The following is a 21666-nucleotide window of genomic DNA, read 5'->3' as shown; positions in this document are numbered from 1 at the left end:
GGCTATACATTTATGATACAGAACAGTGAAAGGATATTCCAAACGAATGAACAGACATCAAGAGCATTTTACACAAAAGAATATGAAGGACGTATCTTCACTGATTTTGGCAGGTATACAGTGGTTTTTCTTCCTGTTTACCAATACCGTTGTTGTTCCGCTATCCATTGGACATAATTTTCATCTGTCTCCGGATGCCATCGCTGCCTCCATGCAGCACGCATTTATCCTTACCGGAGCAGTGTGTATTCTTCAAGCCGTATTTGGTCATCGATATGCGATTATGGATGGTCCGTCAGGATTATGGTGGGGATTGACGCTAAGTTTGACGGTATCTGCTTCATCGGCCGGTATGAGTCTGGAGCGTATTGGCGGTGGGCTGGCTGCAGGTTTTCTGTTAGCGGGATTAACGATGGTGATTCTGGGTTGGCTGGGAGCAGCGCAAGTGCTGCAAAAGCTGTTCACACCTATGGTGAAGAGTGCCATGTTGTTCTTAATGACGATTCAATTAACCATGAATTTTTTCAAAGGTATGATTGGATATACGGAGTTTGGCCGCTTCAATCTGCCTGTTGCCGCATTGTCCGTTGTCATTGCATTTTTGGTGGCATGGATTCAATTAAAGGGTAGGGGGAAACTGGGGAACTACGCGATCCTGATTGGGATTGTGGCAGGCTGGATCGCTTATAGTCTATTGTTTCCTGGACAACATAGCGGACAGCCGAATCAGGCCCCGGCTGGTCTCGAACTGTTTCCGTGGGGAGCGCCCAGATGGGAACCGGGTATTGTCATTACTGCATTTTTCGTGGGACTGGTGAACATGACGAATTCGATCACCACATTAAGCACAGTTGAGAAACTATACCGGACAGAAACAACAAGTCGTCAGTATAGGCATTCCTATGCGCTAACGGGTCTGTTCACGATGTTGTCAGCCTGTGTAGGTGTGCTGCCCTTTGGTTTATTTGCATCATCGATCGGGTTCCTGGAGAGTACTCGAATTCTGCGTCGTGCTGCCTTGATAATTGGAGCGGGGATGTTATGTGTGATAGGTCTTACACCTTCAGTGACAGCATTTTTTGCACAAATACCACCAAGCGTCGGCAGTGCGGTTTTGTTCGTGGCTTATCTTCAGATGTTTGGCACGGCACTAAGAACGCTTGAAGGTACGACGTTTAATTCTAAAACGATCTATCGTGTAGCGCTACCGGTCCTCACGGGAGTTGCGGTCATGAATATTCCTGCGGAGGCCTTTCAAACCTTGCCCATGTATCTCATTCCGATCATAAGTAATGGTCTCGTCATAGGGGTATTGGTTTCACTGGTTCTTGAAAAAACCGTGAACTGGTCCAAAATGGAACAACCAGCGACAGTTAGTAAAGCGGCATAAAGAGTTTCATCTTGCGACAGTCCAATTTGATTGGGCTGTTTTTTTGTTTTTGTTACAGGTTTTAAGGCTATCTAACTATTTCACGATAATTTTGCCTTGTCCTGCAAGCATTCGCATCTCTCTAGAGAGACGGTCCTGGTTCCCATCCTGCATTTCGAGTTGAACACCATAGTGCCATGAGGTATTTTTTTCTTGACCCCAGCGGAGAGTGCCTTCCATATATAGAGGGTCTTCAAAAAGCAGCATATTCATTCCAATCCGAATATCGTTATTCTCTACAGGAAGGGATAGCGGAAATGACAGCTGACAGCCGGATCGACTGATGTCACAGAGTTCAGCCTGAATGGGCTTGGCTGGTGCGTTAACCCCGTTGATGCTGAGAATATAGATCTCAAAGTGGATCGGTTCCTTCAATGTGTATCGAAAGGGTTCTTTTCTATTGTTAATTGACATGGCTTGGGCTTCCTCCATCAGGTTCAAAAAAAGTCAGTTATGCTTATATCGACCATTTGGAGCGAGAAATGAAGAGTTGCGCAAGCAGAGATGGTCCATGGGTTCCTTTTACACGTGTATCAGGCTTGATATAATGATGGAATATATTTCTGAGGTCAGACCTGGATCAGGCAGAAGGGACGGGTGAATATGAGAGGAACATTTCAAATGGTTACAGATACGGCAACATTGTGCCTGTATGATCTGGCAGCGTTAAAACATCGGCTTGAGGATACTTCGGACTGGTGGTCCATTCCAGTGGATGAGCTGGCTGAGGTGAACGCAGGGCATTGTCTGTTCTTGAATCTGGGTGCGGATGGAGTGTATGAGGTGGAATGGAGCCTGGAGGATGTAGAGGAGGATTCAGATCCAGATCACGCAGCGGAACGGGAAAAGGTGTATCATCTGCAAGTTCCGTCTGGGCACGTCTATCTGGGAGCGGCGGATGATGTCACTGGCGGTGAATTGGAGCCGGATGAGACGTGTGAAGGGGTTCTGTTTCAGTTAAAACCCGGAAATTATGCGTGTATCGTCTCCAGAGAAGCCAGTCGGATCACCATTGTCATGACACCAAGTATTCAGGGAAATAACACGCTGGATGAATTAATCCGGATATAGTGTACATATACGAACAGGAGGGATTCATATGCAGGATTGGAACGAGATAACGATGATGAATGCAGATGCCCTGCGTAAACGAATGAGAATACTCGCTACTTTGGATATCATCTTTTCGCAGGAAGAATGGCTACGCGTTCATCATTATGAAGATAAACTTCAGCCAGGTGTGGCATGGGGAAACATCAATAACGGCGCAGGTGATCATCTGCATGTCTTGTTTACGAACTCAGGCACGTTGATCAAAGGATTTGATCATGAGTCACCCTTGAGCCCACATGCTCGTGAGGACGGAGAAATCTATCCGGGCATGTACGATGAAGTGCCGGAGGCCTTGATGGCTGTACTGCGAGATCATGAGGAAACGTTGGATATGGAGGATGTGACCTTTTGCCTATGGCAGGAAGGGAACGACTTGCCATGGAAGGTTGGTAACTGGATTCAGATGGCGATGGCCAAGGAAGACAAAGCGGACGCCAGAGGTGGCGCAGAATTTTTACTGGGATATTTGGAAAAAAACTCGGAAGATTACGCTGATTGGGCCAAAGGGTACTATGACTTGCCGGATCTGCCGTTGGAAGCCGTAGCTGAAGTATATGAAGGAAAACCGGTGACCGCCAGACTGATTAAGCAGTTGTGTCCTGAGCGAGATGTGGCAGCCACACTGGGTGAGTTGCAGCAACGCGGGTACCCCGTCGAACAAACTTAACAGAGTAAAGAAGGGAGGTAGGGAAGCCATGTACAAAGTGCAACTGGAGCGTATGCGTGAAAAGTTGATCACTCTCCGAAGTCTGGACCCGGATCTGGAGCTGTTTGGTGCAGAAAACCATGAATATGAAATGGCACCTGTATGGACGCAGGAGGATATTACGCAATTTGAACAGAAATGGCGAATTGAGTTGCCGGAGTACTATAAGGTATGGCTTCTTCATATGGGAACGGGTGGTACAGGACCTTATTATGGTCTGGAAAACCCGGATGACGGCGTATACGCTGTGCTGGGTTATAACGATGAGCTGAACGCGGTCTCGGACCCTTTCCAATTCACGGAAGCATGGAACTGGAACTATGACTGGTTCGATGACAGCAAGGAAGAAGAGGAATGGGAAGCGCTGGAACATGAATATTTTGATCCAAAATGGTCGGCAGGCATGCTGCGCATCAGTGATTTTGGCTGTGGCATCTCCATGAATCTGATTGTTAAGGGAGCCTCCTACGGAGAGATCTGGGTTGATGACCGGGCTAACCGCAATGGAATCTATCCTGATCAGTATTGGGGCAATACGAATCGATTACATTTTCTGGACTGGTACGAGTTGTGGTTGAATCGTTCGATCCATCAAATGCATGAACAAAAGCAACAATCTGGAGCGAACGAAGTCTGAAGGAGGTTGTACATATGGGCTGGGAATATGGGATTAGAACAACGGAGCCTGCGATTTTACCTGAAGTCGTGAAGCGTTTGGCAAATTCATTAAAATTTACCGAAGTGTATAGTTTGGAACACCAAGCCAACGGCTTTGTATTGAAACGTGAAGATCCTTCCTGGCCTAGAGCACTTGAAGTGTGGATAGAAAAAGCTTCCGGGTTTGAAGAGATTGTGGATGGGGATTCGTATATATACTGTTTGTTTCATATCTGGGGTGAAGAGGCGCGGAGCTGGATGCATCAGATGGAGCAAGAAACCAGACAGGTTGATGGTGGTTTAATCTGGTTTGAACTCTGAGCGGTAAGAGATTTGCCTGAAACAGGAGGAACATATATGGCTAAAAAATCAAAGAGAACAATTCCTTCGCTCATATATCAATATCAAGGTCCACAGCGAAATGTGGGTTTTGTTTTATCCCCTTTATACATAGAAGAATCGGTTGAAGTAGAGATGGAAGACATGCTGTTCATATATAATGAAGACTTTGACTATATTTGTCCTGCATTGGATCGTGTATTTCCCTTAACTGACCCGCGAACTGGAGAAGAGATGAAGGCACTTGATCCCTGCTGGGAGAATCCGATTACGAAGGATGTGTGGGTGGGGATTTTATCAGAGCTGGATCAACAGGTGGTTGCAGAGCCAGAATTACGGAATTTTTTGAATCAGTTCACAGCTTGGGTGAGAAATCATCTGCAATTGGCCGACGGGATCGAAGTCACCGGCAATTTGTAAGTTAGTTGATCTTGGATTGTTCATTTGTGTACGTAATTCAGTATATCGGCGGCCGAAGTGCTATGTAATCAAGCTCCCTCATGATGATGGCGGAGCTTTTTTTGATGAATAAAAACCGTTTGCTTCACTCACCCGTCTTATACCACAGAAAGAGAGAGAAGGAGGGATGCGGGGTGGAAACAAAAGCAGAGATAAACCAGAGGATCTATGTGCAGACCGAAGACGAGACGGCATTTGTGCAATCTATTATGGAACATCAAGATACGCTCATTTCTATTGCCTATAGCTACCTGCGTAACCGGCAAGATGCGCTGGAAGCTGTGCAGGAGATGACGTGCCGGGCTTGGATCAAACGTCGTACGCTGAATAATGAGAAGGCGTTCAAGTCGTGGATCATTCGGATTCTCATCTATGTCTGCATCGATGAACAGAGGCGCCGCAAGCGGGCGACACCTCTGGCGAAGGAGGATATGGAGGACAGCATTCCGGCATCTTGGATGATTAGTGTTGACGATAATCGAATCGCTATGGAATCTCTTTTGCAAAAGGTGAAACCGAAATATCGCCATGTACTACTGCTGAAATATTATAACGACATGACACTGACGGATATTGCCTCGATCCTTGGCAAACCGGAAGGGACGATCAAGACCTGGCAGCACAAGGGACTCCAGCAGTTGCGCAAGTTGATGAAGAACAGGAGGGATTGGCATGACCACTAACCCGGAGGAGAAAGCACTTCTTGCAGACGCATATCAGGTGAAAAGAGAGAAACAGCAGTGGAATCCGGCGGACACGACTGCTGCGATTCAACGTGGTATCGCAAAGGCCAGAACAAGACGATCAGGTAGGATCGTTCGTGTCAAATGGATTACGGCAGTGCTGGTCACGGTCCTTGCTGCAGGTTGGTTTCTTACGGGCCCGCTTGGAAACTATGGGCAACAACCGGCAACATATACTGAGCCTGTCACCCATTGGGGTGTACTAGAGCCCTTTCGTGGCCTGCTAACTTCGGATATGGATAGTGCCACGATTACTTCAACGCTAAATCATGATTATGTGCAACTCGTGGATCGGACGGTTACATCGGGCATATATCAGTTTACCGTGAATGCGGTTCTGGCAGATGAGAACAGGATAACGGTATTGTATACCGCCAGAACGGATGCTTCGCAAGAGATTTATTCGATAGTCAATACCAAGATGACGGATGCAAGAACAGGTTATGTCCTTGATAACGGAAATATAGGAGGTATGCATTTTTCGAAGGATAAGCATACCATTTATGGCCGGAATACAATTGAGCGTAATCGAAATAAACCGCTCCCTGAGCAAGTGAATCTTCAGTTCCAGCTTTCTTCCGTTGTTCCAGATGTGGTGGGAAATTCAGAAAAAGGGGAAAAGGAACGGAAATATAAATATTCCCAAAAAATGAATCTTTCTTTTGCACTGGATCCCAAATTCTCTATCCCCAAAACGGAAATCATCAACGTTAATCGGACCTTTACCGTTGGAGGCTATGAGGTCTTATTGTCGGAGGTGGAGATGTCTCCGCTAGTAACGCGGGTCAAATTTGTCCATGCACCTGATCAAGAGATGGACTACAAAACGAAGTTGTCGCTCAACGAGATCGTTTGGCCTATCGAAATCATTTCGATCTCCAGGAATGGGAAGCAGACCAAGTTATCCATGGTAGGCGGGAGCGGAACGGAAGACGGAATGATGTATTCTTTCAGCAGCAATCTGCTGGACAATCCGGAGTCAATGATATTAATACTTCGTGGCAAACCAGATAAGGTCTACGATGATTTACAAGAAGCCAAGAAGGATGAACTGAAAATCAAAATCAAATAAGATGAACTAACTGGAATAACTCTTATTCGAATTGGTAGACGTTAGTGAAGTAAGTGAAGGGATGTCCCGCAAGGTCGTAAGCCTTGTGAGACATCCCATCTTAAATATGACAAGCTGCTGATCTTATACAGTTAGAATATCTACTCCCAGAGCTGGAAGGGTCAACTTCTGATTCAATCTCTCGCTAGTCAACAAGCTATGATAAGGAACGTCCAACGTAATCTCTCGTTGCTCATTCGTCAAATTGATCAGGAACAGGAAGTTCTGCTCCCCCTTCGTTCGAATCGAAAGCTCGACACCTTCCGGAAGCTGGATCTCGGGCGTCAACCCTTTTTCCTTCAATATGTCTTCAAACAACTGATAGAAATACGATGGCTCCGGCCAAGTGCCGACATAATACACTTCACCTTCACCAAGCTTATTGACAGTAATCGCCGGTACACCCTCGTAAAAGTCGTTGTCATACCAGGCGATCGGCTCTGCACCTCGCAGTTCCAGTAGATCACACCATTGCTTCGCAGCGAAAGTCTTGCCCTCCGCGTTCCGTATCCGATGCTCACTGTTGCCGATGGCATCATATTCACTTACGACAACACCCGCCGCTTCACCCAGTAGCCCCGGAAGAGGCAGCATCTCACATACATTCCTCATGTTCTTCACGCCAGTCCGATTGGTAAGGACAACCGTACCACCCTTAGCTGCGAATCGCTCCAGCCGCTGTGCTACTTCTTCACTTAACAGGAAGAGGGAAGGGACAATGACCAGCTTGTACCCATCGAGCTCCTCAGTCCAGTTAATAACGTCTGTACCGACGCCCATTTTCAGAAATGCATTATGCATAGAGGACAAGTTGTCTATATAGTGCATTCCCCCTTCCGCCTGCGGCTGAAGGGAAAGCGCCGTATGCTGATCATGCGAATGCAGAATCGCAACCTGAGTAACAATGGTTGAGTCGGCCAAGAGTTCTCCTAACTGGTTCACCTCGCGAGTAAGCTCCGCGAACTCCCTGAACCTGCGTCCAGGAACATTGCTGTGGTCGATCAGCCCATGCCAGAACTGTTCCGCTCCGACGGTAGCACTCCGCCAGCGGAAATGGACGACCATATCCGCACCGCGAGCGATTGTCTGCCAGGAGCGAGCTCGGATCAATCCAGGATAGGGCGTGCGCTGAATCGGCATCCAGGCGCCCTGTGCCCCGCTGAGTTGTTCCATTACCCAGAAATTCCGGCGTTTGATGCCGCGAACCAAGTCCAGCGTAAGCGCTCCGTTCCTCGGAAACCGATCGCCATAATCGCGATACAGCTCATTCGGATAATAATCAACAGAGACGAAGTCCAATTCGTTGTGCATATCATAATAGTCCAGGCTGTTCGGATATTGCCACATGTTATGCGTCACGAATTGATCTGGACAGTTACGGCGTAAAATCTCAAGCTGCCATCCCAGCAGATAGCCTACGCTGTCAGAACAAAACCGCTTGTACTCCAGAAGATAGGAAGGATTCATCGGTTTGCTGGCACCGAGTGGCGTTGTTACCTCAGCCCAGCTGCTGTACTCCCCACTCCAGACGACCGTTCCCCACTCCCGGTTCAACTCCTCCAGATTGGAATAACGCTTTTGCAGCCAAGCGACAAATGAACGATTACATGTATCACAATGGCATTCCTGGTAGTGCATCTCGTTATCGATTTGCCAGCCTATGACGGCGGGATGCTGTCCATAGCGCTGTGACATCGCTTCCACAAATTTGGAGCCCAGCATTCTCAAGGAAGGGCTGTTGTTGCAACGATGTCCACGCACACCTGGCCGAATGATGTGGCGTTGTTCATCTATGGGCAGCACATCCGGATAACGGGTTGTCATCCAGTTTGGCGGGGTATTGGTGGGGGTGCATAACACAATTTTCATACCACGCGAAGCGAATACTTCTATAGCCGCATCCAGCCATTCAAACTGATAATTACCCTCAGTCGGTTCCATTCGGCTCCAGGCGAACTCCGCCATTCGCACAACTGCAACCCCCGTCTGTTGCATAAGTATGGCATCTTTCTCCCATAACTCCGGGGTCCATTGCTCTGGATAATAATCAATTCCGATCTTAATTGTCATCCTGTGATCTCCTTTATTTATCAATATATTGCGATTATATGTTATATTAATTCGAGTGAATATCTTAAATAATTAATATGATATAACAATATTAAGATTAGGAGAGTTAGCCGTATGCCTCATCCCAATCGTAATTTTCCGGTGTTATCTTCCCGAGACAAGCTGCTCCCTTTTTATTTACTTGGCATCGGCCTGCATCATGAACAGGAGCATATACGCCGAGACCAAGGCATTGAGGATTATCAGTGGATACAATGCCGCAGCGGTGTGGGTAAGCTCAAGCTCAGTGAAACGGAACATATCGTCAAGCCAGGTATGGGCATGCTGTTATTCCCTGGACAGAAGCACGAATACTATGCGCTATCCGACAGTTGGGAAGTCGACTGGATCATTTTCGATGGCAACGGGTCAGCAAGCTTGTTTGAAACCGTTGGCATTGTCGACACATGCGTATACACGCTTGCACAACCTGAATACCTTCTATCCCGAATGCGGGAGTTGCTGCAAGCTGCCTTAACACCACAAGAGCAGACATTAAGCAATTACGCCTGCTCCGCCATTCTCTATACCTTATTGACAGAGATTATTCAACGCGTATCTGTTGAGGGCAGCGATACGGTCGGGCAGCAGTATGAGCGATTAAAACCGGTTCTGGACTATATTGAACAGCATTATGCTGAAGAGATCACTTTGCCAACGCTGGCTGGATTGATCTGTGTCACACCAGAATATTTCTGTCATTTGTTTAAGAAAACGACAGGTATTCGTCCCATCAGCTATGTTAATCAGGTAAGAGTCAACAAAAGCAAGGAACTGCTGCTCGATAATGTGCAACGCGGGATGGAGGATATCGCTCGTCAAGTCGGTTTCGAATCGACCAGCTATTATGGAGCCATCTTCAAGAAGCTGGAACGAATCACACCTGGCGCCTTCCGCCGCAGCTATCAGAAGTCGTGACATATTATTATTCGCAAGCGAATGGTTTTTCGTCAGAGGCTTTAGGAACTGATCCAAGGGTGGATCAGTTCCAAGTTGGATCACATAGTACTCGTTAATAGAGCCGCTAATTAGCGGCTCTATTTTGTGTGAACGAATGGCCTGGTTTTATGTTTTTTCACTATATCTGATCTGCTGTTGCATAAAAATGATAATTGTTGTCTTTTTGCAATTTTTGTATTGTCACAGCCAAAGTTACACGATATAATCGAGTTGTCTTTGAGGATAATATTATAAAGGATGGTGAAATTTTGAAGAAATTTTCGATGCTTTTACTCGCTGTAACTCTATTGTTGTTAACTGTCTCCACAGCCCCGTCTACATATGGTGCGGCCAGTTATCCAAACACAGGTACGAACGGGTTGACTGGTTTTGCAGGCAGTGCCAAGAATGAAAATGGTGTATCCAAGTCGGCTACGACAGGTGGCAAGAACGGTCAGGTGGTTTACGTTAGTAATCTCAATGATTTGAGAACACATATGGCGGGCTCTACAGCTAAGATTGTCGTCGTTGAACAGAATATTTCTTCCTCCACGCTGCAAAAGGTTGAATTCGGAGCGAACAAGACACTTGTAGGTTCCTTTGGCAAACATACATTAACGAATATTCATTTCAGATCCACAAGCAGTTCAAGCAATGTGATCTTTCAGAATCTGACTTTTGAACACGCTTCCAATATTAATGCCAATGATGATATCCAGATGTATATCACTTCAGGCTCCAATTACTGGATTGATCATGTGACGTTTGCTGGTCACAGCTACAGCTCTGGTGGTAGTGATTTGGACAAACTTCTGTATATTGGTGATCGCGCCGATTATATTACGATTAGCAATTCCAAATTTGCTAACCATAAGTATGGCGTTATCCTCGGTCATCCGAATGATGGTAACAGCAGTTACAATGGGGTACCTCATGTGACAATGTCCAACAATTACTTCGAAAACTTATATGTACGTGGTCCTGGACTTTTAAGATATGGTTACTTCCATCTCAAAAACAACTATGCAAATAACTTTAACCAGGCCATCACAATTGGTGAAAAAGCACGGATTTATTCCGAAAACAACTACTTTGGTGCTGGCGCTGAAAAGGGTGGCATCCTGGATGACAAAGGAAAAGGGGAGTTCACGGATAGCGGTAGTACACCAGCGCTGAATAGTCCGACTTCTCCTAAAACGAATTGGAGACCAAGCTCCAATTATAGTTATCAGGTAGAGAGTGCCAGCTACGCGCGTGAGTTCGTCACCAAGTATGCAGGCTCCTCCAATACGACACTTGTATTCGGAAAGTAAGAGTTGCTGCACATCCTTTCACGATCCAAAAGGTCTGTCTTGTGCGCCATAACGCATAAGACAGACCTTTTTTTGTTTGTAAAATGATATGCTTACATATCATTTTACATTTCATATTCATTTTAAATGTTGAATACCGATATACATAAAGTAGCGCTGGTTTCATACTTATGAAGTTAATATGTACTATGCTAAGGCGCTGCGTATTTGCGATTTGCACATAAGCAGGACCAAAGACTACTAGATGTAGTACAGAAAGGCCCTACAACTTACATTTAACCTACATAAAAGGACGGGGTATGCATGGATCGTATGGACGAAATTATTTGGAAAAGGAACAAATTAATCGGTATCATTTTGTGGATTATTATTGCCATTGGTATGGGGCTGGCCTTTACGATGCCGAAGTTACTTGTGTCCAATGGAGTAGCTCTGATCTTTGTAGTTTGGATTACATACGCTAATGCGAAAAAGAAACATATTCATCTCATTCCATGGCTGATTACTGTATTACTTACAATATGTGGAGTCTATGTCGGTTGGGGAACGGTCAATTTTGCCTTAAGTTTGGTTATAACCGCAGTTCTACTGTTATTTCCTAACAAGAAATTTTTTGTGGTTGGATTTTCGGTATTACTAATCAACAGTGTTCTTCAATTATTTGTTATGAATACCGTTGACTCTGTTGAGCTAATAGGTAATATCGTTAATGTGGGACTATTCGCTCTCACGGGGGCCATTCTGATGCTGGTCTCACAGCTGAATCAAAGGCTCTTCCATGAAAGTGAAGTACGCCAGAATGAGGTGGAGCATTCTAAGCAAAGAGTGGAAACCATGCTGGAGCGTGTGAAGGAATCGGTCGAAGGTTTATCACGTTATACGGATCAATTGAAGGAAAAAGTGAATGCGACCGGCTCTATCACCAATGAGGTGACGCTTGGGTTCAGTGAGGTTGCAAAAGGTGTTGAGTTCCAGGCGACCAGTGTAGCCGAGATTTCGGAATCCTTATCTGTGTCGGATCAGCATATCAAGGACGTTGCGTCGTATTCCCAGCAGATGAAAGAGTTGTCCGCAAGTATGGCAACGAGCACGCAAACTGGAAGCACACAGATGGACCAGCTAAACATCCAAATGCAAGACCTATATGAAACGATCAATACAACTGCTAGTGACATGCGAAAGTTCAACGAGGAAAGTGAATCCATGACGCTTATGCTGAACAGCATAGCGGATATTGCAACTCAGACTAACCTGCTCGCGCTTAATGCAGCCATTGAAGCCGCTCGTGCGGGTGAGCATGGACGCGGATTTGCCGTTGTATCGGAGGAAGTTCGCAAGTTGGCAGAGAACTCGGGTCAGTCCGCAAGTGATATTGGAACCATCCTGTCTCGATTAAAAGGACAAACGCAGGCACTGACAGATCGATTCGAACGTATTCGTCTATCGTTACAACAAGGAAGAGATAGCGTCCATACGGCAGAGGAAGTATTCCGTACGATCAACAGCAACTCTCAGCATGTGTTGAATCAAGCGACAGATATCGAGACTAGTTCGGCGACCATGAAGGAATCTTCCACCAGAGTTGTGAACGAGGTTTCCGAGATTTCGAGTGTGACTGAGCAATCCAGTGCAGCGACAGAAGAGATTCTGGCGAGCATGGAAGAACAACGTAACCTGACACAGAAGATGGTAGAGAGCTTTGGAGAATTGGAGCAACTGATTGTGAACCTGAATGAGTTAGTCTCGGATCATCAGGCTTCTTCTGTTGCGAATAAACTTTAATATTAATTGTTGAGGGCCTGACGGTGCGTATTTAGCGTACTGGACGGGCTTTTTTCATCTGCCAAACAGCTTGATGCCGACATTTTTTTCCTATACAGTGATGTGTAGAGTATGAAGAGCGTAGAACTGAAACTGTAAATGGTAGTTAAAAGAAGATGTAACCTTATGGGGGAGTAGAAGGTTGAAGGATAAAGGAATGAAAGATAGATTGGACTGTGATGACAGTACATATGAGGTTAGGAAAGATAATCGAACTGCACGCGTGCAGCTGTATGATGAGCAATCGTTCAAAGACATGGACTGGCCCGATACGGAGGATGGCAGATATGCCAGAGTCTATCTGGAACCTATGATGCTGGACGGGACCCAAAGCTTTATGTCAAACGTGGAAACGACATTGTTGCTCGCCCGGATTGATGATCTCGTTATTCCGCTGACGGTGAATGATACAGAGTATGATAATGCTTACGTTTGTTCGCCATATACGCATTATGTGAGTTACGCCAAGCAGGAATTGACCATGTTGCAGAAACCTGTGTTGGAAAAAGGTCTTTCTGTGCTGCTCAGTCTAATAGGTTGGGGAATGAAGCAATCGCAGATCAACAAAGTTGTACATGTGAACAACTGGTTATTGTCCACCAATCTGTATCCAGCCATGTCCGGTGAACAAGCAGAATGTTTGCTCGCATCGCTACAAGAGCGATACCCTGAACATGTCATTGTATTTCGCTCCTTGTGTCAGGGACTTCATCCCGATCTGACGGCGAGGCTAACGGAAGTGGGGTGTCGACTAATTCCGAGCCGACAAATCTACCTGTACCAAGCGCATGATCCGAATTTTGGAAACTCGAAGTCACGCTGGCTGTTGAAGCGGGATTACGAATTATTGGGCAAGCATGGATACGAATTCGTTTCCGAATCAGATATGACGGATGCAGATATTCCGCGAATCGCGGAGTTGTACAAGCTGTTATACCTTGAAAAGTACTCCTATCACAATCCGCAATTCACTGAGCGGTTCATTGCTGCTGCGATGGCATCAGGGACACTCAGGCTCTATGGATTGCGGAAGGAAGGGCGCCTGGACGCGGTCATGGGTTATTTCTGCCGCAATGGAGTTATGACAACGCCGCTGTTTGGTTACGACACAGCGGTGCCCCAATCCGTCGGACTATACCGCATGTTATCAGCTTGTCTGATCGCACAGGCTCGCGAGAACGGCCATCTGTTACATGAGAGCGCCGGGGCTGCGCAGTTCAAGCGCAATCGCGGTGCTGTGGCGGATTTTGAATATTCCGCTGTGTATGAGCGCCACCTTTCGTGGGGCAGACGCTGGTGCTGGTTGCTGCTTGATCGGTTGTTGAATCGCGTAGGTGTGCCGCTGATGCGCCGCATGAAGCTGTAAACAGACATAATGCTTACCGATACCACACCATTTTGAGTTAGTGTGTGCATGTATGCAGTTTTAGCTTCACACATGCACACCAAACTGGTCATAGTGATACGCACACTCATTTCACACTCACCTAATTAGACATGCTCTGAGAGTTGCACCTCGAAGCCATCTGGATCTGTAATGTAAATAAACCGCAGATGCGGATTGGGCTGGATGGGGCCACGCACAATCGGAATATTCAGCTCTGCCAATCGTTCCATGGCTTCATCCAGCGAGTTCACCTCATAACCGATCGACACGCCAGCCTCTGGTTTAAGAATGGATTCACTGCCCTCAATCAGTTCCAGCTTGGCTTCATTCTCCATGCCGAGCATGGCAATCTGCCGTCCACGGCTTTCGAATCTGCGCTGAATGGGAAGTCCAAGCATGTCGTGGTAGAACCCGAGCGAAGCTTCCAAATTACTGACCCTCAGCGTGATCCAGTTTAATTTGATCAACATGGGTGAATCTCTCCTTTTTCTTGCATCATATGTATTTTTGTTACGTTCATTATACGATAGGCGCTAGCAGGAACCTACTCCTTAATAATAAACAGTAAAATAGCTGCCGAAATATTCGGCAACCAAATGGTGTAATCTCCTGTAGTCCCAGTAGTTCTAACGAATTATTGAATCAGATCAACGGCCGTTTGTGGTACAAATGCCTCTACACCGTTATAAACAATGACACCCTCCAAAGTTGTCTTTTTGCCGTTCACCAGTGCAATATTTTTGTAGATTTGCAGTTCCAGTTTGGTGTTACCTTTTGTAACGAGAATCTTCGGATTTTTGGCGTCCGTCAGGTCCAGTTTGTACGTCGCGCCTTTGGCCGTAAATGCTTGTTTGGCAGGTACAAACAATTGTTTGCTCACGCTGTCGAGATCCAGATCCAGTACACGTGCCATATACTTTGCTACATCCGTGTTGTCGATTACACCGAATGGACGGTCATTGTTCGGAGCATACGTGTACAGCACAACATCTCCACCTGTATGACCACCGGTTGTCCAGCCGATCCCTGCACGTTTGCTAATCATTGGACCGATTGCATAGTTAAGACTGCCCGGCTCGGCCGCTTTAATGGTGGCAATCTCCTCGGAAGTCAGGTCCGTAATGCCATAGTATTGTTTCATCACTGCTTTGATGTTTGTACGCTTGGCATTCAGCTTCGCTTCAACGCCCTCGCCTGTCAGTTTGGCCTTTTTCAAAGGTCCGATAAATGTGGACAACGGCTCTTTGTCATAAGTGCCGGAAGTTGCGTTGTTACCAATGGTGAGTCCACCATTACCATGGTCCGTAACAGCCACAACGGCAGTCTCTCCATCCGCTTTAGCAAAATCCATGGCTACTTTTACGGCATCGTCAAAAGCCAGTACGTCACTGATAATACCAATCGGATCATTGGCGTGAGCTGCCCAGTCCACTTTACTGCCTTCGACCATGAGGAAGAAGCCATCTTTGTCTTTGGACAGTACTTCAATGGCTTTGGATGTCATCTCGGCAAGGCTTGGCTGCTTTGCTGGATCACGGTCCATATTATAAGCCATGCCTGCGGGTGCAAACATACCCCACAGCTTGTTCGAATCGGATGCTTTCATTGCAGCTGGTGTAGTGACGTAATCGTAACCCAGTGCCTTGATGGACGAAATCAGATTCTCACCGTCTTTACGTCCGGCTGGCTCAAGATATTTGCTACCCCCACCCAACACAACATCCATGCCATTGTAGACTTGTTGTTTACTGAGTGCATCATAGTTTTTACGGTCCGGATAGTGAGAGGAGAAGTCCGCTGGTGTGGCGTGCATAATCTCGGATGTAGCGATAATGCCAGTTGCTTTACCCGCCAGTTTGGAAGCTTCCAGTACAGAAGCGATCGGTTTTCTTTCGTCTCCAGGCGCAATAGCCTTTTGCCCAGGCATGGTAGCCTTGTCCGGCAGTACACCAACAAATCCGGTATGAGATTTATAACCTGTAGCAAAAGCAGTTCCGGCAGGGGCTGAGTCCGCAATCGGCGCATCGGCGGAGTGTGTCCGAACCATGCCGCTTGCCATGGAGTCCAGTGTCAAGGATGAGCCCTTATACCAACGAGCCAGAGCGGTAGCATCGTTAGCCATACCGTCAGGAATCAGAATGATCACATTTTTGATCGGTGATGCAGATGTCGTTGAGGTGGTATCTTCCACAGCCCACGCTGCACTGCTTCCTCCGAGTGTAGCCGTAACAATTGTTGTCACCGCGAGCATCATTTTGGCTGCACGGACATTAAACCGGTTTAACATGAATGCATCCTCCTAGAATATATGTATAGTTTGGTATCTCAAACCAAGTGTATACAACAATTGCTAAACTAACGTATGAAATGGGTTAACTATATGTAAAATTTACGATTAGTGAAGGGTGCTGGAATTCAGGTGAACTGGACAAAATGAGGACCACTCTTGTATGTTAAGGAGAAAATCGGGCTAGGGAATGCCCCTCGTCTAATGATCGGCTTTGAGGTGGTTTGTAATGAAAGAATGGTCAGAAGCCATTCAGTGGTGGAATAAAAATCAGGTGAAGCTCATGGACATTCGTCATCTGGTCTTGAAGCCGGGACAGGCAATTAAGCCGTATGTTTTGCCAGCCCATGCTTTTTTGCTGATGGTCAGAGGAGAAGCCATTGTTCATTTGGGCAAAGAAAAGCTCAGGTCCAACCAGACGCAGGTTCTGCATGGTGGCAAAGGCACAACTATACGTATCCATTGTCTGGATCTCCCCTTGGAATATTATCTGATTCTATATAAACCCCGGCCAAGCTCCACTGGTACCGACCCGTCAAGAGCGGAAAACGTACAACAGGAGTGTGGAATTTCCCCGCAACAGTATCATTTTGCAGCAACATATCCGCTGTCGCTAATTCCCATAATGGAGAGAATGCATGAATGCTGGGCAAGCGGCGAAGAATTGGACAGGTTGCAGGTTACAGGACTGTTGTATCAGTTTGTATACGAACAGTTTCGTCAATGGAAGCAGGCGAGTGATCAGGTAGTTGAACCTCCGGAATTGGCCGAGCAGATTGCAGCATACATTCAAGAACACTACGCATATCCCGTATCCATGGAGGAGATGGCGTCCCAATTTCATTACAGCAGTCATTATCTGGCACGGGTATTCAAGCGCAAGTTCGGATGCAGTCCGATGGATTACGTCATCCAAACCCGGTTGAACCGAGCTAAAGTATTGCTAACAGAGACAGATACTCCGATTCGTGATGTGGCTGAGAGCGTCGGATATAAAGATTTGTACTACTTTAGCCGAATTTTCAAACGAATGATGGGAGAAACTCCCGCTCAATATAAAATGCACAGTCATCTGTTTAAAGGTTCAAATCGTACTAATAAGAAGTCGGAATCGTTCATTGCTGGAGAACTCACACAACGCTATATTGATAATAACGATAATCATTATCAACACAACACTTGGAGCGTGAATGACTTGAATGTTCGTTTTAAGCCTACTTTGGCGGTCAGTTTATTATTTAGTTTATCCCTGCTATTAGCAGCTTGCGGGGGAGGAGCTGATCCACAGTCAACAGCAAATGAAGATGCTTCACTGCCTGTAACCAAAATGTATACCGACGCATCGGGGAGAACGGTTGAGATTCCAGCCCAATCTGCCAAACCGGTTGTGATCACATATGGGGGGTATTTGCTGCCACTCGGAATGAAGCCGGCGGGTGCCAACAAGGAAACACTGGATCTGTACCCGGAAGAGATGGCTAATGTACCGGATATCGGATCAGGAACGGGGAACGTAGAAGTGGTCTCGGATCTAGAGCCAGATCTGATCATCGTACCTGATTATACAAGCACGGAAGTGATCGGCACCTATGAGAAAATTGCGCCTACGATTACGGTAGCCTGGGGCGGTGACCCAGATGTCATCAACACCCTGAGAACGATGGGTGAGATTATGGATAAAAAAGAGGAAGCAGAGCGATGGATTGCTACTTTCGAAAGTAAATTGAATGGGATCCGGGATGAACTGAACATCAATATTGAACCGGGAACAACGGCCATGTCCTTCGTTATCTACAATAAGGAGGTATTACTTGGGGGAGAAGGCGGCACATTGGGCAAGTTGATATACCAGGATTTCGGTTTTGTTATGCCTGAACAGTACAAAGCCTATGCAGATGGTGGAACCGTGCTCTCATTGGAGAAGTTGGCGGATAAACCTGCAGACTACTTCTTCACTCAGATGGACGATGAAGAGATGGAGCAGATGATGGAGCTATTCAATGAGCCGGTGTATCAGAGTATTCCTGCGATCAAAAATCATCGGATCATTAATGTTTCTCGCAACTATTGGAATTATGGACCTTATCTGGTCGACAAGGGGCTGGATAGCCTGATTGAGCAAGTGAGCAAGCTACAGGAATAAAAAACATTTCATTCTACAAATTTGACGCAAATCACGTTATATCAGAGCAGGTTCATAGGTGGATGCGCCTATGGCCTGTTTTGTTATGTCGGCGGTTCTGTATGATTAAAGCTTACAACCGCTGGGCGCAGCGACCGCCATGCTCAATATTTATGGGCTTTTGGCTAGGCAGATACCCGAATCAATGTAGGTTCCGATTCGATATGATATGGAACTTGCAGAGCTTGTTTTTAATGTTACCCATTCAGAGATATATATTGACGATAAAAAAAAGATATTGCGAACGCTTACATTATGTGCTAACATCACCATAACAACAGGATTGTAACCGTGTTTAGGGCAATACCTGTGTCAGTTCATTCGTTGGTTGTTTGTTCATCAAACGATTGATTGCGTTTACATTTTCATATGGAATGAACCTCATTCCTCAGGGTTGTTACTGATTGCAGGCAAAACCTGAATTGAGGGCAGTAGACCACGCTAAAGCGATGTCTGTTTGCCTTCGGTTCAGGTTTTTTTATATAAAAAAATGCCTGATGGCATGACCGCAAGCGCCGTAGCAGATATTTCGAGCAGAAAGGAGCGCAGCAGATTTAATTTTTTCATAAATAGAGATATAGACTCATCCAGACATTGGAATACTGATTCTTAGATACGCAACTCAAATGGACATTCCAATGAACTTATCCCATCACACACTATTCGACAGCGAGGAGATTTATGACATGAAAACCATTAAACGTTCGATTGCTGTAGCAACAATTCTGGGGTTATGTGTATCCGCTCTACCAGCTTATGCAGCAGGCAATACAGGACCTTCTTCTTCAGCAGCGATGGACAAGCTGATCCAATCCGAGCTTATTCGCGGTAGCGGTCAAGGTGTTAATGCAGCTTATCTAAACAAAAAGGCAACACGTATTCAGGCCGCAGTACTTTACTTGCGTTTGTCCGGATTGGAGAAAGAAGCACTCGCTTATCAGGGATCGGAAACGTATGACGATGCGGCTCAGGCAGGCAAAGTATTACAACCGGTCGTTGGTTACTTGAAGCAGCATCCGTATGTGTCTGAGATAGTAACAGGAACGGAGAAGTTTGAACCTAATGCACCCCTTACAGCGGAAGGTTATGCCGAAATGCTGCTGAAGGTGCTTGGATATGAAGCAGGTACGGATTATGAGCAGGGATCTGCTTCCACCTATGCGGCTGGGAAAGGAATCATGGCGCTTCAAGGGAAGGGAGCGAGTCAACTTACCAACCGCCTAATGGCAGAGGCAACCGCACAGGCTTTGCAGATACAGCTCAAGAATGGCAGTGGAACCTTGGAGCAGAGTTGGTTGAAACATAAAGAAGCTGGAGCGTTCAAACCTCAAACGGTGCAACAGACCAAGTATGGCACAATTGATGGCAAAACCTATGAGCAATATGGCACGCTCGGTTGGCTTGGTGTTCCTTACGCGGCACCTCCGGTAGGGGAACTGCGCTGGAAAGCCCCGCAAGAACCGGAATCATGGACAGGAACCAGATCGGCTAAGGAATTTGCAGCGAACAGCTTGCAGATCTCCGGCAAGACTACAGCGGGAAGCGAAGATTCGTTGTATCTTAATATCTGGCGTCCCGACACAACCAGTTCGAAACTTCCGGTTATGGTGTTCCTGCACGGCGGCGGGAATATGACCGGATCAGGTAAAGATTTTCAAGGTGAACAGCTTGCACGGAGCACCAACAGCATTATCATCTCAGTGAATTACCGTTTGGGAGCCCTTGGATTCTTCGAGAATGCAGCGCTGAAAACAGGGAATGCCCTGGATGACTCAGGTAACTATGGTCTGCTTGACGCATTCCGTGCATTGGAGTGGGTACAGGATAATATCGAAGGTTTTGGCGGAGATACAGGCAATGTTACATTGGCCGGACAATCTGCTGGTGCACGTGATGTACTGGCAACGCTGATCTCGCCACTTAGCAAAGGTTTGTATCAAAAAGCAGTTGCTTTCAGCGGAGGATTGACGACAGCATCACCGGAAGAAGGCGAGCAAAAATCCGAGGATGTACTTGTGAAGCTACTCGTGCAAGAGGGGAAAGCGGCTAATGCAGAAGAAGCAAAAGCATGGATTGGCAAGCAATCTCAGGCACAGCTGGAGAGCTATTTGCGTGAACTGCCTGCGGACAAGCTGGTCACAGGGTTTGGTGCAACCGCAATCCGTATGGACCCATTCCCGCATCTGTTCCGTGATGGCACAGTGATTCCAAAAGAAGGATTTGACGCCATCAATAATGGCAATTATAAAAAAGTACCTGTATTGCTCGGCAGCTTGGAAACGGAGTTCTCCGGTTTTGCCTTCGGTGATCCAAACTTCTCTCCGTCGATTACGGATGAGACTCTGTTTACTGATAAAACCAAGGCGGAACAATATGCTGCTGCGTTGAAATATGGTAGCGAAGCTTATGCAGGCTTTAATGCAGAGCGTGTAGCGGAGCAATTGACGAGTGAAGCAGGTCAACCACCAGTATATGCGTATCGTTTTGCATGGGGCACACAACCTGGAGTCATCTCTGAGCGTTTGCTCACGTTACTGGGCGCACCACATGGTGCGGATATGGACTTCTATACAGGACACGCAGACGGAATTGCTGCCTACTTCCCTGATGGGTACTTTAGCGATACAAACAAACCAGGACGTGATCAGTTGTCCGCCGCGATGGCAGCATATCTGAAGCAGTTCCTGTACACAGGCAATCCAGGTACGGGTGGATCACCTGATCTAGCGGCATGGACACCTTGGACGAAAGATGCTCAAGCCCCAATCATGCGTCTGGATGCTAGCAATACAACGGCAGAGATTGGCATGTCCACACAATATAACCAAGGCAAAGACGCCGTTATGGCAAAGATGAAAAAAGAATTGCCTGAAGAAACGTATAAACTGTTGACGGAAAAAGTGTTCGCAGGTCGTTTCTTCTGGGAATAAGGATCACCGGATAGGAAGGTATATATAGATAAATTGAAAGCCAAGGGAGCATGCTCTCTTGGCTTTTTATACTGTTCGTTATGCTTAATTATGGTATTGTTGTAAATATAAATTAATAAGATATGGGAAAGGGGAAAACGT

At 46.4% G+C, this 21666-nt stretch carries 18 protein-coding genes; 14 read left to right on the top strand and 4 right to left on the bottom strand.

Features of this window, described 5'->3' with window-relative positions; all coding sequences use genetic code 11:
- The first annotated feature begins 46 nt into the window (after positions 1 to 46).
- Positions 47 to 1390 (top strand): uracil/xanthine transporter, encoded by a 1344-nt coding sequence (locus MHI52_RS22930; protein ID WP_405157694.1) that lies wholly within the window; start codon positions 47 to 49, stop codon positions 1388 to 1390.
- A 75-nt stretch (positions 1391 to 1465) separates the two neighbouring features.
- Here the strand turns inward: MHI52_RS22930 and MHI52_RS22925 are convergent, their stop codons facing one another.
- Positions 1466 to 1843 (bottom strand): PilZ domain-containing protein, encoded by a 378-nt coding sequence (locus MHI52_RS22925; RefSeq protein ID WP_036617371.1) that lies wholly within the window; start codon positions 1841 to 1843, stop codon positions 1466 to 1468.
- Positions 1844 to 2032: 189 nt separating this feature from the next.
- Here MHI52_RS22925 and MHI52_RS22920 point away from each other — a divergent pair, with 189 nt between their 5' ends.
- The 7 genes from MHI52_RS22920 (at position 2033) to MHI52_RS22890 (ending at position 6518) form a co-directional block, all read left to right on the top strand.
- Positions 2033 to 2500 (top strand): DUF6386 family protein, encoded by a 468-nt coding sequence (locus MHI52_RS22920; protein ID WP_036617374.1) that lies wholly within the window; start codon positions 2033 to 2035, stop codon positions 2498 to 2500.
- A 28-nt stretch (positions 2501 to 2528) separates the two neighbouring features.
- Positions 2529 to 3209 carry a hypothetical protein gene (locus MHI52_RS22915; protein ID WP_405157693.1) on the top strand — a complete coding sequence of 227 codons (681 nt, stop codon included), beginning with the start codon at positions 2529 to 2531 and terminating at the stop codon, positions 3207 to 3209.
- 28 nt (positions 3210 to 3237) lie between these two features.
- Positions 3238 to 3885, top strand: coding sequence for an SMI1/KNR4 family protein (locus MHI52_RS22910; protein ID WP_315371483.1), 648 nt, complete (start codon positions 3238 to 3240; stop codon positions 3883 to 3885).
- A 14-nt stretch (positions 3886 to 3899) separates the two neighbouring features.
- Positions 3900 to 4226, top strand: a complete 327-nt coding sequence (locus MHI52_RS22905; RefSeq protein WP_315371484.1) for a hypothetical protein — start codon at positions 3900 to 3902, stop codon at positions 4224 to 4226.
- 36 nt (positions 4227 to 4262) lie between these two features.
- Complete coding sequence (locus MHI52_RS22900) at positions 4263 to 4664, top strand: hypothetical protein (protein ID WP_405157692.1); 402 nt, start codon at positions 4263 to 4265, stop codon at positions 4662 to 4664.
- A 173-nt stretch (positions 4665 to 4837) separates the two neighbouring features.
- Entirely contained in the window at positions 4838 to 5386 is a 549-nt protein-coding gene (locus MHI52_RS22895; protein WP_235431599.1) for a sigma-70 family RNA polymerase sigma factor, read from the top strand.
- A complete protein-coding gene (locus MHI52_RS22890; RefSeq protein ID WP_405157691.1) occupies positions 5376 to 6518 on the top strand; it encodes a DUF4179 domain-containing protein in 1143 nt (380 codons plus the stop codon). The genes MHI52_RS22895 and MHI52_RS22890 overlap by 11 nt, the downstream gene beginning before the upstream one ends.
- 123 nt (positions 6519 to 6641) lie before the next feature.
- On the opposite strand, the gene MHI52_RS22885 is transcribed toward MHI52_RS22890, so the two are convergent.
- Positions 6642 to 8627 (bottom strand): beta-galactosidase, encoded by a 1986-nt coding sequence (locus tag MHI52_RS22885; protein ID WP_100529220.1) that lies wholly within the window; start codon positions 8625 to 8627, stop codon positions 6642 to 6644.
- Between the two features lie 114 nt (positions 8628 to 8741).
- Here MHI52_RS22885 and MHI52_RS22880 point away from each other — a divergent pair, with 114 nt between their 5' ends.
- From MHI52_RS22880 to MHI52_RS22865, 4 genes are all read left to right on the top strand, one after another.
- Positions 8742 to 9584 (top strand): AraC family transcriptional regulator, encoded by an 843-nt coding sequence (locus MHI52_RS22880; RefSeq protein WP_036617384.1) that lies wholly within the window; start codon positions 8742 to 8744, stop codon positions 9582 to 9584.
- A gap of 290 nt (positions 9585 to 9874) precedes the next feature.
- Positions 9875 to 10918 carry a polysaccharide lyase family 1 protein gene (locus tag MHI52_RS22875; protein WP_091013596.1) on the top strand — a complete coding sequence of 348 codons (1044 nt, stop codon included), beginning with the start codon at positions 9875 to 9877 and terminating at the stop codon, positions 10916 to 10918.
- A gap of 303 nt (positions 10919 to 11221) precedes the next feature.
- Positions 11222 to 12700 (top strand): methyl-accepting chemotaxis protein, encoded by a 1479-nt coding sequence (locus MHI52_RS22870; protein WP_405157690.1) that lies wholly within the window; start codon positions 11222 to 11224, stop codon positions 12698 to 12700.
- Positions 12701 to 12896: 196 nt separating this feature from the next.
- The gene (locus MHI52_RS22865; protein ID WP_405157689.1) at positions 12897 to 14105 is read left to right on the top strand and encodes a GNAT family N-acetyltransferase; all 1209 of its coding nucleotides are present in this window, start codon (positions 12897 to 12899) and stop codon (positions 14103 to 14105) included.
- A 125-nt stretch (positions 14106 to 14230) separates the two neighbouring features.
- Here MHI52_RS22865 and MHI52_RS22860 read toward each other — a convergent pair whose 3' ends face one another.
- Both MHI52_RS22860 and MHI52_RS22855 read right to left on the bottom strand, forming a co-directional pair.
- The gene (locus tag MHI52_RS22860) at positions 14231 to 14596 is read right to left on the bottom strand and encodes a VOC family protein (protein WP_036617391.1); all 366 of its coding nucleotides are present in this window, start codon (positions 14594 to 14596) and stop codon (positions 14231 to 14233) included.
- A 164-nt stretch (positions 14597 to 14760) separates the two neighbouring features.
- Complete coding sequence (locus MHI52_RS22855) at positions 14761 to 16413, bottom strand: alkaline phosphatase (protein WP_243391454.1); 1653 nt, start codon at positions 16411 to 16413, stop codon at positions 14761 to 14763.
- A gap of 229 nt (positions 16414 to 16642) precedes the next feature.
- On the opposite strand from MHI52_RS22855, the gene MHI52_RS22850 reads away from it, so the two are divergent.
- Together MHI52_RS22850 and MHI52_RS22845 are read left to right on the top strand one after the other, a co-directional pair.
- Positions 16643 to 18556: a helix-turn-helix domain-containing protein gene (locus tag MHI52_RS22850; protein WP_405157688.1), complete on the top strand. Its 1914-nt coding sequence runs from the start codon at positions 16643 to 16645 to the stop codon at positions 18554 to 18556.
- Positions 18557 to 19281: 725 nt separating this feature from the next.
- Positions 19282 to 21525 (top strand): carboxylesterase/lipase family protein, encoded by a 2244-nt coding sequence (locus MHI52_RS22845; RefSeq protein WP_405157687.1) that lies wholly within the window; start codon positions 19282 to 19284, stop codon positions 21523 to 21525.
- The last annotated feature ends 141 nt before the right edge of the window (positions 21526 to 21666 follow it).

The sequence above is a fragment of the Paenibacillus sp. FSL H8-0283 genome (genome assembly GCF_045040675.1).
GTDB classification, from domain to species: Bacteria; Bacillota; Bacilli; order Paenibacillales; family Paenibacillaceae; genus Paenibacillus; species Paenibacillus amylolyticus.
Note: the sequence above shows the minus strand (reverse complement) of the source record. Positions and strands in the feature narration are given on the sequence as shown.

Coding starts and splice junctions, on each gene's coding strand:
- MHI52_RS22930 (WP_405157694.1), top strand. CDS start 47: ATGAACAGACATCAAGAGCATTTTACACAAAAGAATATGAAGGACGTA.
- MHI52_RS22925 (WP_036617371.1), bottom strand. CDS start 1,843: ATGTCAATTAACAATAGAAAAGAACCCTTTCGATACACATTGAAGGAA.
- MHI52_RS22920 (WP_036617374.1), top strand. CDS start 2,033: ATGAGAGGAACATTTCAAATGGTTACAGATACGGCAACATTGTGCCTG.
- MHI52_RS22915 (WP_405157693.1), top strand. CDS start 2,529: ATGCAGGATTGGAACGAGATAACGATGATGAATGCAGATGCCCTGCGT.
- MHI52_RS22910 (WP_315371483.1), top strand. CDS start 3,238: ATGTACAAAGTGCAACTGGAGCGTATGCGTGAAAAGTTGATCACTCTC.
- MHI52_RS22905 (WP_315371484.1), top strand. CDS start 3,900: ATGGGCTGGGAATATGGGATTAGAACAACGGAGCCTGCGATTTTACCT.
- MHI52_RS22900 (WP_405157692.1), top strand. CDS start 4,263: ATGGCTAAAAAATCAAAGAGAACAATTCCTTCGCTCATATATCAATAT.
- MHI52_RS22890 (WP_405157691.1), top strand. CDS start 5,376: ATGACCACTAACCCGGAGGAGAAAGCACTTCTTGCAGACGCATATCAG.
- MHI52_RS22885 (WP_100529220.1), bottom strand. CDS start 8,627: ATGACAATTAAGATCGGAATTGATTATTATCCAGAGCAATGGACCCCG.
- MHI52_RS22880 (WP_036617384.1), top strand. CDS start 8,742: ATGCCTCATCCCAATCGTAATTTTCCGGTGTTATCTTCCCGAGACAAG.
- MHI52_RS22870 (WP_405157690.1), top strand. CDS start 11,222: ATGGATCGTATGGACGAAATTATTTGGAAAAGGAACAAATTAATCGGT.
- MHI52_RS22865 (WP_405157689.1), top strand. CDS start 12,897: ATGAAAGATAGATTGGACTGTGATGACAGTACATATGAGGTTAGGAAA.
- MHI52_RS22860 (WP_036617391.1), bottom strand. CDS start 14,596: ATGTTGATCAAATTAAACTGGATCACGCTGAGGGTCAGTAATTTGGAA.
- MHI52_RS22855 (WP_243391454.1), bottom strand. CDS start 16,413: ATGTTAAACCGGTTTAATGTCCGTGCAGCCAAAATGATGCTCGCGGTG.
- MHI52_RS22850 (WP_405157688.1), top strand. CDS start 16,643: ATGAAAGAATGGTCAGAAGCCATTCAGTGGTGGAATAAAAATCAGGTG.
- MHI52_RS22845 (WP_405157687.1), top strand. CDS start 19,282: ATGAAAACCATTAAACGTTCGATTGCTGTAGCAACAATTCTGGGGTTA.